The sequence below is a fragment of the Ralstonia sp. GX3-BWBA genome (genome assembly GCF_003290055.1).
In the GTDB taxonomy this organism is placed as follows: domain Bacteria; phylum Pseudomonadota; class Gammaproteobacteria; order Burkholderiales; family Burkholderiaceae; genus Ralstonia; species Ralstonia holmesii.
Window position 1 is genome coordinate 273,313 of record NZ_QMKS01000023.1, and the last position, 13,979, is coordinate 287,291.

The following is a 13,979-nucleotide window of genomic DNA, read 5'->3' on the forward strand; positions in this document are numbered from 1 at the left end:
CTCCACCGCCGGCCGCACCTGTGGCAGCCGGCGGCAGTGTCGTCAAACCATGCGGCGGATGCCGAACCGCTGCGCGCGGCGGCGCCACACGAGCGCGTAATACAGCCCCTGCATCACGAACATGGCAAGAAAGGTGGCCGGGTATGCCGCCCAGATGCCGTCTGTGCCGATGTGTCGGCTCAACACCCAGGCCACTGGCACTTCCACCGCCGCAATGGCCAGGATAGAAATGGCCGTGGGCGCCAGCACCGTGCCGCTTGAGCGCATCACGCCCGAGAAGACGCTCGCCATGCCAAAGATGACCGAGCTCCACAGCGAGATATGCAGCAGGCTCTGGGCAAGGCTCATCACTTCCGTGTTCGTGGTGAACCAGCCGATGACAGCGCGCGAGAACAGCAACGCCATCACCACCAGCACGCCGGTAATGGCCACGTTGAGCCACAGCCCGGTGCGCGTGATGGCGTCAAGCCGCTCCGTATTGCCCGAGCCGATGGCCTGCGCCCCGAGGATGGACGCCGTAATCGCAATCGACATGGCGGGAAACTGCACGTAGCTGATGATCTGCGTGCCGGCGCCGTAAGCGGCCGTCGCGTCGGAGCCGAAGCCGTTGACGAATGACAGCAGCGCCAGCTCGGCAATCGAGATCACCACAAGCTGCACGCCCGTCGGCACGCCGATCTTCAGCACGGTTTTGAGTACCCCAAAATCGACCCACAGGTGCCGCGCCAACACGGCATCCGGCGCGAGCGGATGATTGCGCCGGCGCAGGAAGAAGGCGAGCCACACCAGCGCCACCGTGAACGAGATGATGGTGGCCACGGCGCCGCTTGCCACACCCAGTTGCGGCAAGCCGAACCAGCCGCGAATGAAGGTCGGTGTCAGCACCAGCCCAATCGACGTCGACAGCGCCAGGGTGCGCAGCGGCGTGCGCGTGTCGCCCACGCCGCGCATCATCGCTGTGGCAAGCAGGTAGACGAACAGCCCTGGCATGGCATAGAGCATGACGCTGGCGTAGAGCGTAGCGTCTTGCAGGATGTCGGCCGGCGTGCCGAGCCAGCCCAGCAGCGCGTTTGCAAACGGGCCGCCCAGCAGCGCCACAGCCAGCCCGACGATGAAGCCCACCGACAGCGTTGTCCCTGCAACGGTCTTGACCGCCTCGGGCTTCTTGGCGCCCCAGGCTTGCCCGATCAACACTGCCGCCCCCGACCCCAGCCCGATGATGAAGGCGATGAAGAAAAACAGGATCGGGAAGAATGCCGACACCGCAGCAAGCGCCTTCACGCCCAGCATGTGTCCGACATAGACGTTGTTGAGCGTGCCCGACAACGATTGCAGGATGTTTGCCAGGATCAGCGGGCCGAGGAATGCAATGAATGTTCGCCACAACGGGCGAGCAGCAGGCGCTGTCATGCAGCCTCCTGTTGAGGATGGAATGCCCGGCTCGCCAGTTCGCGCGCAAAGTCGCGCACGTCGGCGGGCCAGGATTGGGTCAGGGATTGGAACGCCATGGCATCTGCGGCAAACAAGGCGCGCGTGGCGTCTTCAAAGCCCGCGGCGTTGCCGGCCATGGCAGACATGAAGCGGTACGCCGCCTCTTGCGCAACGCGACGGCGGTCTGCGCCTTCGGCGGCGCGGCGGGCGTCTTCCACCAGCTTGCGCAGCGTAACCGACGCCCCGCCCGGCTGCGCGGCCAGCCAGTCCCAGTGGCGCGGCAGCAAGGTCACCTCGCGGGCAATCACGCCCAGCTTGGGGCGGCCAGGGCCACGTGGGCGGCTTTCGGATTCGGCGGGTTCAGCGGCAGATGGCGCGGCGCGATCGACGCGCGCAAGCACGTCTTCAACCGTGCCGCGCAAGTCGAACTCCACAGGGTGCGCACTGGTGTTGTCGAACACAAGCACCTGCGATTCGGGGTGCGCATCGAGGTGCGCCTTGACGGCGCGTGCGACATCTCGGACGGGACCGCCGGCCAGGCGTTGGGTGCCGGCAAACGCCGTGCACGCGTGGATTGCTGCGACATCCATGAGAAACGCTCCTGCTGAAGTTTCAACAGGAACGGATTCTACCCGGGTTTAATTGATTGTCAATATTACCCGGGCATAAAAGCGGTGCAGCGCGTAACGTGACGCAGAGGTCATGCCGCCTGCTGCACGCGCGCCTCCACCAGCAGCCGTTTGAGTTCCGGCACGCACGACCCGCAATTGCCACCCGCCTTCAGGCAGGCCGTGATCTCGCCAGTCGATTGCAGGCCCTTGGTGCGGATGGCATCGCAGATCGTGTTGCGACCCACGCCAAAGCACGAGCAGACCGTTGGCCCCACGTCGACGCCCGCTTCGATCGGCTGGCCGAGCAACACGCCCGCGCGATCAACGTCTTCCAGGCGCTCTTGCGCGAACAGGCCCGCGAGCCAGTTGCGCGACGGCAGGTCCGGACGCGGTGACAAAAACACGCAGGCTTCGATGCGGTCATCCACCACGTGCACGGCGCGGTAGACACGCGCGGTGGTGTCTTCGTATTCAAGCCAATCGGCATGGGGGTCGGTCACGCCCAGCAGCGCGCGCGCCCAATCGTGTACGGAGCCAAGATGCTGGCGGCCGGCAAGCTCATAGCGCACGAACTGCTTGCCTTGAATGCGCGTCCACCAAGTTGCATCGTCGGTGTCGAGTGCGCGGCGCGAGAGGACAAAGCCGTGCCACGCCACATCGAACGGCTCGACCATCACCGGCGTGTGCTTGAACTCAGGCTCGCCCGACACCGGGTCGACCACCGGATTGACGACCGCGCCCACGCGCGCATCGGAAGCAAACTGGCCGTTCCAGTGGATCGGTACGAACACGCTGCCGCGCGCGATGCCGCCCGTCATGCGCACGCGTGCCACCACACTGCCCCAGCGCGATGACACGCGCGCCAGGTTGCCTTCGCGCACGCCGGCCAGCAGCGCATCGTGCGGGTGCAGATCGACAAACGGTTCGGGCACGTGGTCCGCCAGCTTGGGCGCGCGGCCGGTGCGCGTCATGGTGTGCCATTGGTCGCGCACGCGGCCGGTGTTGAGGATGAGCGGATATTCGCCATCTGCCACATGCGCGGGCGCACGGGCAGGCGTCGGCACGAAACGCGCGCGGCCATCGGGGTGAGCGAAACGGCCATCGCTGAAGAGGCGCGCTTCGCTGTTGCCCGACGTTGCGATGGGCCATTGCACCGGCGACATGCCGTTGTATGCATCGGTATCGAGCCCCGTCAGGCCGCCCAGATGGAAGGCGCGACGCGTGCCGCTCGCATCGTTGGCGTAGGCGGACAGGCGTGCGTGTTCATCGAACACATCGCCCGGGCTCTTGAAGTCGAAGCCGTCGTAACCCATGCGGCGGGCAACGTCGGCGATGATGTCCCAGTCGGCGCGTGCCTCGCCGGGTGCGGGCAGAAAGGCGCGCTGGCGCGAGATGCGGCGCTCGGAGTTCGTCACGGTGCCGTCTTTCTCTCCCCAGCCCAGCGCGGGCAGCAGGATGTCGGCCAGAACGGTGGTGTCGGTGGCTTCAACGATGTCGGAGGCAACGACGAGCTCGCACTTGGCCAACGCACGGCGCGCCTGGTCAGCATCGGGCAGGCTGACCACGGGGTTGGTCCCCATGATCCACACGGCCTTGATGCGCCCGTCTTCAATGGCGTTGAATAGATCGACCGCCTTGAGGCCCACCTTGTCGGCCATGCGCGGTGCGCCCCAGAACGTCTGCACGAGGTCACGATGCGAAGGCTCGTTCAGTTCCATGTGCGCGGCCAGCATGTTGGCAAGACCGCCCACTTCGCGCCCGCCCATCGCATTCGGTTGGCCAGTAATCGAAAACGGCCCCATGCCCGCGCGGCCGATGCGGCCCGTGAGCAGATGGCAGTTGATGATGCTGTTGACCTTGTCCGTACCCGCCGTCGATTGGTTGACGCCCATCGAAAACGCGGTGATGGTGCGCTCGGTCTCGGCAAACCAGTTGTAGAACGTCAGCAGATCGTCGAGCTTGAGCTTGCAGGCCTTGGCAACAGCTTCGACGTCGTGGCTCTCGGTGCCGGCGGCTTCCAGGGCAGCGTCCGGGCCGTTGGTGTGCTGCGTGACGAAGTTGCGGTCAACCACACCGCGCCGCGAGAGGAACGACAGCAGGCCATTGAACAGCCACACATCGGTGCCGGGCTTGATGGGCAGATGCAGATCGGCCAGCTCGCACGTGGCCGTGTGGCGCGGGTCAACCACCACCACCTTCATCTCAGGCCGCGCTTCTTTGGCGCGCACGATGCGCTGGAACAGGATCGGGTGGCACCACGCCGTGTTGGAGCCCACCAGCACGACGAGGTCTGCCGTTTCCAGATCGTCGTAGCAGACCGGCACGAGGTCTTCGCCAAACGCGCGCTTGTGCCCGGCCACGGCCGACGACATGCACAGCCGCGAGTTGGTATCGATGTTGGCCGTGCCGATAAAGCCCTTCATCAGCTTGTTGGCGACGTAGTAGTCCTCGGTCAGCAACTGACCGGAGACGTAGAGCGCCACGGAATCCGGGCCGTGCTCTTCAGCGATGCGGCGAAAACCTTGCGCCACGGCATCGAGCGCGGTGTCCCACGAGACGCGTTGCAATGGCGCCGGCTTGGTGAGCTGCGCAGCATCCACATCATGCGAGCGATGGCGCATGGCCGGGTATAGCAGCCGCCCGTCCAGGCTGACGGTCTCGCCCAGCGCCGAGCCTTTCACGCACAGGCGCCCGGCGTTGGACGGATGCGTAGGATCGCCTTGAATGCCGACACTGCCATCCGCCTGCGGGGTCGCGAGCACGCCGCAGCCCACGCCGCAGTACGGGCAGGTGGTGCGCACCGTGTTGGCGGCGGTATCGACTGCCGGGTGGATGGGGATGGTCGTCATCGTCATGAGATGGCCTTGGGTGTCAGGCAGATCAGAGATCAGGCGGCTTCTGCTTCGCACAGCGCGCGGCCAAACAACAAGCGCTGGCGAATCGGTGTGATGGGGGTCTGGCGCTGGATCATGTCGAAGTACCACGGGCCATCGGCCACATCCCCGTACAGTACCGCGCCGACGATGCGGTCTTCCTTCAGCACAAGGCGCTTGTAGACGCCGCGGCGCGGGTCGCGCAGCACGATGTCTTCGGTGCCGTCGCCGCCGATGAAATCGCCAGCGGAATACAAGTCCACGCCCGTGACCTTCAGCTTGGTCGCCGTGGCCTGCTGGATATAGCGGCGGTGTCCGGCGCCAGCCAGGTGCGCGGCACACACACGGGCCTGGTCCCAGATCGGTGCAACGAGACCGAACGTTGCGCTGCGGTGCTGCACGCATTCGCCCACAGCGTAGATGCGCGGGTCGTAGGTCTGCAGCGTGTCGTCGACGATGATGGCGCGTTCGCAATGCAGGCCGGCGGCCTTGGCAAGCTCAATGTTCGGCCGTACGCCGGCAGTCATGACGACGAGGTCGGCGGGAATCTCAGTGCCGTCCTTGAAGCGGACGGTGGTCACGCGGTCGGTGCCAAGCAGCTCCGCCGTGTGCGCGCCCAGCAGGAAGCGCAGGCCCTTGGCCTCCAGCGCCTTCTGCAACAGCTTGGCGGCCGGCTTGTCGAGCTGGCGCTCCATCAGGCTGTCGGGCAGGTGCACCACGGTCACGTCCATGCCCTGGCGCATCAGGCCGTTGGCAGCTTCCAGCCCAAGCAGGCCACCGCCGATGACGACCGCGTGCCGGTGATTGCGGGCCGCCTCCAGCATCGTCTCCACGTCTTGAATGTCGCGGAAGGCGATCACGCCCGGCAGCAGGTGCCCCCGCACCGGCAGGATGAACGGCCGCGAGCCGGTGGCGATCAGCAGGCGGTCGTAGCACACCTCCACGCCGTCGCGCGAGCGCAGCGTGCGGCGGGGGCGGTCGATAGCGACCACCGGGTCGCCCGCATGCAGCGTGATGTGGTTCTCGTCGTACCACTCACGCGTGTTGAGCATGATGTCGTCAACCTGCTTCTCACCCGCCAGCACGGGCGAGAGCAGGATGCGGTTGTAGTTGCCGTGCGGCTCTTCGCCGAACACGGTCACGTCGTACAGGTCCGGCGCCAGCTTGAGCAACTCTTCGACCGTGCGCATGCCGGCCATGCCGTTGCCGATGACGACCAGCTTGGGGCGTACGGTCTTGGCGTTCATGCTGTCCTCTCCTGAAGGTTGTCGGTCATTTGATTCACTCAGTGCCGGCGGCCATCGGCATGCGCCGCCGTGTGTCTGCCCACTGCGCAGGGCAGCCGCTTACGGCTCATGCCGCTACCCAGACCTTGCCGTCTTCCACCTTGGTCGCGTAGGCATGCACGGAGTTGGCCGGCGCTTCCAGGCACTCGCCGGTGGTCAGGTCGAAATGCTGCTTGTAGATGGGCGAGGCGACGACAATGCGCTCGCCCAGGTTGCCGACCAGCCCGCGCGAGAGCACTGCGGCATCGGAGTTCGGATCGTAGTTGCCGATGGCGTACACGCTTTGCGGCGTGTTGCCGCCCACACGGAACACGGCAACCTGGTCGCCTTCCACCAGCGCGCAAACGCCGGTGTTGGGAACGATGTCGTCCAGGGCACAGATCGGGGTCCAACGGGATGCTTGCATGACGTCCTCCTCTTCCTCTATCCGGCTCAAGCGGCTTCAGCAACAACAGGAATGCGCACGGGCCGCGTTTTGGCACGCTCTTCCACTGTGGCGGGGCGGATCTGGCCGCGCTCCTCAACGAACACGACATTCGCGTCCTTCGCCTCGCTGTTGACGAAGTGACGGAAGCGCTTGCGCACCTCGGGGTTGGTCACGGCCGTCTTCCACTCGTCTTGATAGGTGTCGACCACGTGCTGCATGTCGGCTTCGAGTTCTGCGACGATGCCCAGCTTGTCGTTGATGACCACGTCCTTGAGGTAATCCAGGCCGCCTTCGAGGTTGTCGCGCCACGTGCTGGTGCGTTGCAGACGATCAGCCGTGCGCACGTAGAACATCAGGAAGCGGTCGACATACTTGATGAGCGTTTCCTGGTCCAGGTCTGCCGCCAGCAGTTCGGCATGACGAGGCTTCATGCCGCCGTTGCCGCACACGTACAGGTTCCAGCCTTTTTCGGTAGCGATGATGCCGACATCCTTGCCCTGCGCTTCGGCACATTCGCGCGTGCAGCCCGACACGCCAAACTTCAGCTTGTGCGGCGAGCGCAGGCCCTTGTAGCGGTTCTCCAGCGCCACCGCAAAGCCCACCGAATCGCCCACGCCATATCGGCACCATGTGGAGCCCACGCACGATTTCACCGTGCGCAGCGACTTGCCATAGGCATGGCCCGACTCGAAGCCGGCCGCAATCAGTTCTTCCCAGATCAGCGGCAACTGCTCCAGACGCGCGCCGAACAGGTCGACACGCTGGCCGCCGGTGATCTTGGTGTACAGGCCGTATTTCTTGGCGACCTGTCCTACGGCGATCAGGCCATCTGCCGTCACTTCGCCGCCCGCCATGCGCGGCACCACGGAGTACGTCCCATCCTTCTGGATGTTGGCGAGGAAGTAGTCGTTGGAATCCTGCAGGCCGGCGTGCTCTTCCTTGAGTACGAAGTCGTTCCAGCACGAGGCGAGGATGCTCGCAACGGCCGGCTTGCAGATGTCGCACCCCATGCCGCTGCCGTGCGCTTCCAGCAGCCCTTCGAACGACTGGATACGGCCCACGCGCACCAGGTGATACAACTCCTGGCGCGAATACGGAAAGTGCTCGCAGATGTGGTTGTTGACGGCCAGGCCTTGTTTCTTCATCTCGGCCTTCATCACCTGCGTCATGAGCGGCACGCAGCCGCCGCACGAGGTGCCGGCCTTGGTCGCATCCTTGAGCGCGCCCACGGTGGTGGCGCCGGCACACACGGCCTGGCACAGCGCGCCTTTCGATACGTCGTTGCACGAGCAGATCTGCGCGCTATCGGGCAGCGCATCCACGCCCAGTGCGGGGCGCGCATTGCCATCGGCCTGCGGCAGGATCAGGAATTCCGGCGCCTCGGGCAACTCGATGCGGTTGAGCATCATCTGCAGCAGCGTGCCGTATTCGGCCGCATCGCCCACCAGCACGCCGCCCAGCAGGTACTTGCCGTCTTCCGACACCACCAGTTTCTTGTAGATCTGCTTGCGCTCGTCGGTGAACTGCACGCTGCAGCTGCCCGGCGTGATGCCCTGCGCATCGCCCAGGCTGGCGACGTCCACACCCATCAGCTTGAGCTTGGTGCTCATGTCGGCGCCGCTGAACTCTGCCACATCGTCGGCCGCCAGGATCTGCTTGGCGGTGATGCGCGCCATCTCGTAGCCCGGCGCAACCAAGCCGTAGACCTTGCCGCCCCACAGCGCGCATTCGCCAATCGCGTACACGTCCGGCGCCGAGGTACGGCACTCGGAGTCGATCACGATGCCGCCGCGCTCGCCCACTTCCAGCCCGCAGGCGCGCGCCAGTTCATCGCGCGGGCGGATGCCAGCCGAGAAGACGACCATGTCGGCTTCCAGGTGCGTGCCATCGGCAAAGTTCAGGCGGTGCGTCGCCGTTTCGCCGTCGACGATCTCCGAGGTGTTCTTCTGCGTGTGAACGGTCACGCCCAGGTCTTCGATCTTCCGGCGCAGCATACGGCCGCCGCCGTCGTCCACCTGCATGGCCATCAGGCGGCCGGCAAACTCGACCACGTGCGTTTGCAGGTTCATGTCACGCAGCGCCTTGGCGCATTCCAGGCCCAGCAGACCGCCACCGATGACGACACCGGTCTTGGCGCGCTGGCCACATTCGGCCATCGCTTCGAGGTCTTCGATGGTGCGATAGACGAAGCAGTCCTTGCGGTCCTTGCCCGGCACCGGCGGCACAAACGGCGACGAGCCCGAAGCGATGACCAGCTTGTCGTACGGCAGCACCTCGCCGGTGGAGGCCGTTACCGTTTTGGCAATGGTGTCGATGGCCGTGGCGCGAGCGTTGAGCTTGAGCACCACGTCATCGCGATCAAAGAAACCCGGGGCCACGAGCGAGAGATCTTCGGCCGTCTTGCCCGTGAAGAATTCCGACAAGTGCACGCGGTCGTATGCGGGGCGCGGCTCTTCGCACAGCACCGTCACCTGAAGGTGATGGCCCGGTGTGTGCAGCAGGCTTTCCAGAAACTTATGGCCCACCATTCCGTGGCCAATGACGACGATCTTCATGGTCATGGTGATGTCTCCTTGACTGCGTTAGGCGTTGCCGGCGGCGGCCAGCGTGTTGTCGTACAGCGCTTGCTCGCGCGCCTTGTGTTCTGCCGAGAAGCGCACGGCAATCGCGCAGATGGCAGACAGCGCCACAAACACGCCGAGCACCGACAACGTGGCTTGCGTGTCGGCCATACCCTTGAGCAGGAAACCCGCCGCCACCGCGCCAGCGTTGCCGCCCGCGCCGATGATGCCGGCCACGCCACCCAGGGCGCGGCGATCAATGAACGGCACCAGCGCATACGTGGCGCCGCATGCCATGTGAGTGAACAGGCCGAAGCCGAGCATGGCGAGAATGGCCACCGGCACGCTGCCGGCGTGGGCGAAACCGAACAGGCCCAGGCCCTCGCCCACCATCAGCACGCACAGCAGTTGAGTACGCGCATCCAGGCCGCGCTTGGCTGCCACGCGGTCCGACACGATGCCGCCCAGCGCGCGTGCAAACAGCGCCAGCAGACCGAAGCTCGCCGCAGCCATGCCCGCCCCCGACAGCGACAGGCCAAAGTGATCGACGTAATAGGTGGCGGCGATGTTGTGGATGAAGATCTCCACGCCAAAGCACGCGCCGTAGGTGATGAACAACAGCCACACGCGGTAGTTGCCAGCGGCCGCCACGAAGCTGCCCCAGCCGCCCTTCTTGCCGCCTTCGATAGTCTTGCCGGCCGCGCGCAGCGCGCTGTAGTTGCCTTCCGGGCAGTCCTGCGTATAACGCCAATAGAGCGCCGCGACGATCAGCATCGCCACGCCCGGCACCACCATGGCGAGGCGCCAGCCCATGCTCTGCGTCACGCCCATCATCACGATGGCGGTCAGCAGCAGCGGCATCGTGCCTTGTGCCACACCACCGCCCGCATTGCCCCAGCCTGCAGCCGCCGCGTTGGCCGTGCCCACCACGTTGGGCGCGAACATGACCGACGTGTGGTATTGCGTGATGACGAAGCTCGCGCCAATCGCGCCGATCGCCAGGCGGAAGAACAGGAAGGCCTCGTAGCTCTGTGCCAACGCCACGCCCAGTACCGGGAGGGCACCCAGCGCGAGCAGGCCGGTATAGGTCTTGCGCGGGCCGAAACGGTCGCACAGCGGGCCGACAATCAGCCGCACCAGGATCGTCACCGCCACCGCGGCGATGTTGATGTTGGCGATCTGGCCGGGCGTGAGGTGGAACTCGCCCTTGAGCACCGGCATGAGCGGCGCGCAGGCAAACCACGCGTAGAAACACACGAAGAACGCGAGCCACGTCAGATGGAAGGCGCGCATCTGCGGCGTACGCAGGCTGAACAGGTCGATTCGGGTGGCTTTGCCGGTCATGTTGAATCCCAATCAGGGGCCGAAAAAAAAGAAAGGCGTCCGAGAACCCGACTGCACTAGCCAGGGTCTGGGACGCCGTTGTCCAAGTAGCCCTGAGCACCAGGGCCTTCACCACGAAGAGCACGGATCGCCTTTGACCCGCGCAATGTTGCTATGCAACAGGTATGCCAGGCGCGCAAAGCCTTGTGTTATAGCGGTTTGCAGGAAATGAGCTCGAAATCGGCCGGTGCGCGTGCCTCATGCGCGAGCACTACATCGCACGGTTTCGGTGCAGATGCGATTCGGGATGGTGCGGCACAGCAAATGCGTCGGCGGCCGCCTAGGGCGACCGGCACGCCACGTGGAGGACTGCTTGGGAGGAAAGCGCCGGATCCGGTATCGGCGTCAGTAGCCGTGCGTCACGATCGACAGCACCGACAGATCCGGGTGCGTCCCGTCGACAATGCTGCGCGCCACGTGCACGGCTTCCTCCATGGCCTCTTCGGGGCTGCGGAAGGTGTCGTCCCCGTCGGCATGAAAGGGCACGACGTGACCAGGCAACTGCGGATCGGCGCCGGGGTGGCACACGTAGCCGGTGTAGGTGTAGCGCGTGGAGTTTGCCCGCGTCGGGCTTGGCACAACGTGGATCTCGAACCCTTCGTAGAGTTCTTGCGGTGCGGTGATGAGCTGGTCAGACATGGTGGCCTCGCTGGGTTAGCGTGTACCGGCCGCGCTGGTGCTTGTGGCGTGGCGCGACTGCCCTTGGTTCAACCAGTCTAGGTGATGAGGTGCATGTTGAAATCCGGCGGTTGGATGACATCCGCATCCACCGCCGTTCTTGGGTCTGGTGCTGCCTTGCGCTATGCGCGCTTGATCAGCCGAATGATGAACAGCAGGATCACCGCACCGATCACCGCCGTGATGATCGAGCCGATCCACCCGCCGCCCAGCGAGATGCCCAGCACCCCCGCCAGCCATCCGCCGATGAAGGCACCGACGATGCCGACCACGATGTCGACGAAGATGCCGAAACCACCACCCTTGACCAGGATGCCGGCCAGCCAACCCGCCACCGCGCCGATGATCAACCAGGCAATCAAACCGTGTGAGGCCATGTTCGCGCTCCAAAGAATGTGCGTTTTGAGGGACGTTACCGCACAGGCATAGTAGGCGAAGACAGCACAATCGCGATGTGGCGCTCACACGGTTTTTGCAATTGCATCGTGCTCAACGGAACACGTTGACCGCCTCCACCAGGCGCGTAGCCTGAATGCGCAGGCCCTCGGCCGCCGCCGCGCTCTGGCCGACCAGCGTGGCGTTCTCCTGCGTGACCTGATCCAGATGGTTGACCGCCTGGCTGACCTGCGTGATGCCGTCGGTCTGCTGCGCCGTTGCCAGGCTGATGTCGGCAATCATGGTGGAGACCTTTTTGACCTGCTCGACGATGTCGTCCATGGTCTTGCCGGCATCGTCCACCAGCCGCGAGCCCGATTCGACCTTGTCGACGCTGGTGCCGATCAGCTCCTTGATCTCCTTGGCTGCACCGGCGCTGCGCTGCGCAAGCGCACGCACCTCGCCCGCCACGACAGCAAAACCTCGCCCTTGTTCGCCGGCGCGCGCCGCCTCCACGGCCGCATTGAGCGCCAGGATGTTGGTCTGAAAGGCAATGCTGTCGATCACGCCGATGATGTCGGCAATCTGCTTGGCACTCTGCGTGATGGCGCTCATGGTGGCCACGACCTGCTCCATCGCACGGCCGCCATTGACCGCCGCCTGCGTAGCCACACTCGACAACGTGTTTGCCTGCCCAGCCGTTTCGGCATTGCTGGCCACCGTGGCGGTCATCTGCGTCATGGAGCTGGAGGTTTCTTCCAGGCTCGCGGCAGCCTGCTCGGTGCGGGTGTTGATGTCGCCGTTGCCCTTGGCGATCTCCTGGCTGGCCGATTGCACATTGATGACCTGCTCTGCCACGTCGTCGATCAACCAGCGGAACATCAGCCCGAGCTGGCTGATCGTGCGCAGCGTCATGCCGATCTCGTCCACGCGGTCTGCGATGGCGACTTTCCGGCTCTCGCCCGAGGCCACGCTCAGCGCAAGTTCCTGAAGCTTTTCAAGCGGCGTGGCGATCTGCACCTTCAATGACCACGAGGCCAGCGCCAGGGCCACGAGCAACGCACCGGCAAAACCGCCGAGCGCCGCACCGGAGAGGCCAAACGCCCACGCCGTGGCCAGCAACGCGGGCAGCAATGTAAGAAAAGTGAGCCGGATGCGCCAGCGCACCGGCATCACCTGAAACACCGAACGCCAGGCCATCAACCCAGTTCGCACGATCAGGCCCTTGTGAAACTTGCGGTTACCCGCCTGGCCGGCGCGGAAATCCTTATAGAGCGCCTCGGCCGCCGCGATCTCCTCGCGCGTGGGCTTGGTGCGTACCGACATATAGCCGCTGGCCCGTCCGTTACGCACCACGGGCGTGGCGTTGGCACGCACCCAATAATGGTCGCCGTTCTTGCGACGGTTCTTGACCAGCGCCGTCCATGGCTGCCCCGCCTTGAGCGTGGCCCACATATCGGCAAATGCCTCGGTTGGCATATCCGGGTGGCGCACGATGTTATGTGGCTGGCCTTCAATCTCTTCGCGGGAAAAGCCGCTCACCTCCACAAACGCTGCATTCGCATAGGCGATGTAGCTTTGGGTGTCGGTGGTCGACATGAGCGTGGCGTTGTCGGGGAACTCGTATTCGCGCTGGGTGACAGGTTCGTTGACACGCATGGGGGGATCTCCTTTGATGATTTACTTCGCAACGGATTATCGGCACATAACTGGATTTATTAAGACCGAATACCCTTTTTTTGCGCTCACCAGATCCCAATCCGTTCCGGTGCGTGTCAAGGTAGTTGTCGCCTGAATCACGCAGCCAGTCGTTCTTTGTTGCCTCCTGGAAGTTCGCCGGCGCAAACGGTCGCTTCGCGCTCGGGGTTGAGGGCCACCACGTCGATGCGACGCCAGTTGCGGGTTTCTCCAGACCAGCGGCCCGGATTGCTTTGCCGCGCCCGAAGGTACAGCTCATGCCGAGCCTGCAGGATGTGGCGGTCAGTGCCGGCGTGGCGCTGCGCCGGCGTCACGTAGCCGATGCCGCTGTGGCGGTGCGCGTGGTTGTACCAACGCACGAACTCGGCCGCCCAGCCGCGAGCATGGTCCAGGTCGACGAAGCCGCCGGCAGGGAACTCGGGCCGGTACTTGGCGGTGCGAAACAGGCTCTCCACATACGGGTTGTCATTGCTCACGCGAGGGCGCGAATACGACGGGTCGATCCCCAGCCAGTGCAGCATCGCCAGCACGGTGGTTGCCTTGAAGGTCGAGCCGTTGTCGCCGTGCAGCACCGGCTTGGCCGCCATCGCGTGGATGCCCTCGGCCAGCGCGGTGCGCTTGACCAGATGGGCCGCATGGTCGGCGTGATCCGTCGC

11 protein-coding genes are annotated in these 13,979 nt (G+C 64.9%); all 11 read right to left on the minus strand.

Annotation, left to right across the window (positions count from 1 at the left end; genetic code table 11):
* Positions 1 to 42: 42 nt before the first annotated feature.
* Positions 43 to 1,410, minus strand: a complete 1,368-nt coding sequence (locus DOD19_RS22545; RefSeq protein ID WP_112188225.1) for an MATE family efflux transporter — start codon at positions 1,408 to 1,410, stop codon at positions 43 to 45.
* Positions 1,407 to 2,021: a DUF2239 family protein gene (locus DOD19_RS22550; protein ID WP_112188227.1), complete on the minus strand. Its 615-nt coding sequence runs from the start codon at positions 2,019 to 2,021 to the stop codon at positions 1,407 to 1,409. Before DOD19_RS22550 ends, DOD19_RS22545 begins: the two co-directional genes overlap by 4 nt.
* Before the next feature lie 110 nt (positions 2,022 to 2,131).
* Positions 2,132 to 4,897 carry a nitrate reductase gene (locus DOD19_RS22555; protein WP_112188229.1) on the minus strand — a complete coding sequence of 922 codons (2,766 nt, stop codon included), beginning with the start codon at positions 4,895 to 4,897 and terminating at the stop codon, positions 2,132 to 2,134.
* A gap of 32 nt (positions 4,898 to 4,929) precedes the next feature.
* On the minus strand, positions 4,930 to 6,162 hold the full coding sequence (locus tag DOD19_RS22560; protein WP_112188231.1) for an FAD-dependent oxidoreductase: 1,233 nt from the start codon (positions 6,160 to 6,162) through the stop codon (positions 4,930 to 4,932).
* Positions 6,163 to 6,268: 106 nt separating this feature from the next.
* Positions 6,269 to 6,607: a nitrite reductase small subunit NirD gene (nirD, locus tag DOD19_RS22565; protein ID WP_024978563.1), complete on the minus strand. Its 339-nt coding sequence runs from the start codon at positions 6,605 to 6,607 to the stop codon at positions 6,269 to 6,271.
* 26 nt (positions 6,608 to 6,633) lie between these two features.
* Positions 6,634 to 9,189, minus strand: coding sequence for a nitrite reductase large subunit NirB (nirB, locus tag DOD19_RS22570; protein ID WP_112188233.1), 2,556 nt, complete (start codon positions 9,187 to 9,189; stop codon positions 6,634 to 6,636).
* A 21-nt stretch (positions 9,190 to 9,210) separates the two neighbouring features.
* Complete coding sequence (locus DOD19_RS22575) at positions 9,211 to 10,533, minus strand: MFS transporter (RefSeq protein ID WP_112188235.1); 1,323 nt, start codon at positions 10,531 to 10,533, stop codon at positions 9,211 to 9,213.
* A gap of 384 nt (positions 10,534 to 10,917) precedes the next feature.
* Positions 10,918 to 11,211, minus strand: a complete 294-nt coding sequence (locus DOD19_RS22580) for a hypothetical protein (protein WP_024978560.1) — start codon at positions 11,209 to 11,211, stop codon at positions 10,918 to 10,920.
* A 161-nt stretch (positions 11,212 to 11,372) separates the two neighbouring features.
* Positions 11,373 to 11,627, minus strand: a complete 255-nt coding sequence (locus DOD19_RS22585) for a GlsB/YeaQ/YmgE family stress response membrane protein (protein ID WP_004627540.1) — start codon at positions 11,625 to 11,627, stop codon at positions 11,373 to 11,375.
* 112 nt (positions 11,628 to 11,739) lie between these two features.
* Positions 11,740 to 13,284, minus strand: coding sequence for a PAS domain-containing methyl-accepting chemotaxis protein (locus tag DOD19_RS22590; protein WP_024978559.1), 1,545 nt, complete (start codon positions 13,282 to 13,284; stop codon positions 11,740 to 11,742).
* A gap of 137 nt (positions 13,285 to 13,421) precedes the next feature.
* A partial coding sequence (locus tag DOD19_RS22595) for an integrase core domain-containing protein (protein WP_162634445.1) occupies positions 13,422 to 13,979 on the minus strand: 558 nt, incomplete at its 5' end.

Excerpts from the sequence above, each read along its gene's own strand:
- DOD19_RS22545 (WP_112188225.1), bottom strand. The coding sequence starts at position 1,410 with ATGACAGCGCCTGCTGCTCGCCCGTTGTGGCGAACATTCATTGCATTC.
- DOD19_RS22550 (WP_112188227.1), bottom strand. The coding sequence starts at position 2,021 with ATGGATGTCGCAGCAATCCACGCGTGCACGGCGTTTGCCGGCACCCAA.
- DOD19_RS22555 (WP_112188229.1), bottom strand. The coding sequence starts at position 4,897 with ATGACGATGACGACCATCCCCATCCACCCGGCAGTCGATACCGCCGCC.
- DOD19_RS22560 (WP_112188231.1), bottom strand. The coding sequence starts at position 6,162 with ATGAACGCCAAGACCGTACGCCCCAAGCTGGTCGTCATCGGCAACGGC.
- nirD (WP_024978563.1), bottom strand. The coding sequence starts at position 6,607 with ATGCAAGCATCCCGTTGGACCCCGATCTGTGCCCTGGACGACATCGTT.
- nirB (WP_112188233.1), bottom strand. The coding sequence starts at position 9,189 with ATGACCATGAAGATCGTCGTCATTGGCCACGGAATGGTGGGCCATAAG.
- DOD19_RS22575 (WP_112188235.1), bottom strand. The coding sequence starts at position 10,533 with ATGACCGGCAAAGCCACCCGAATCGACCTGTTCAGCCTGCGTACGCCG.
- DOD19_RS22580 (WP_024978560.1), bottom strand. The coding sequence starts at position 11,211 with ATGTCTGACCAGCTCATCACCGCACCGCAAGAACTCTACGAAGGGTTC.
- DOD19_RS22585 (WP_004627540.1), bottom strand. The coding sequence starts at position 11,627 with ATGGCCTCACACGGTTTGATTGCCTGGTTGATCATCGGCGCGGTGGCG.
- DOD19_RS22590 (WP_024978559.1), bottom strand. The coding sequence starts at position 13,284 with ATGCGTGTCAACGAACCTGTCACCCAGCGCGAATACGAGTTCCCCGAC.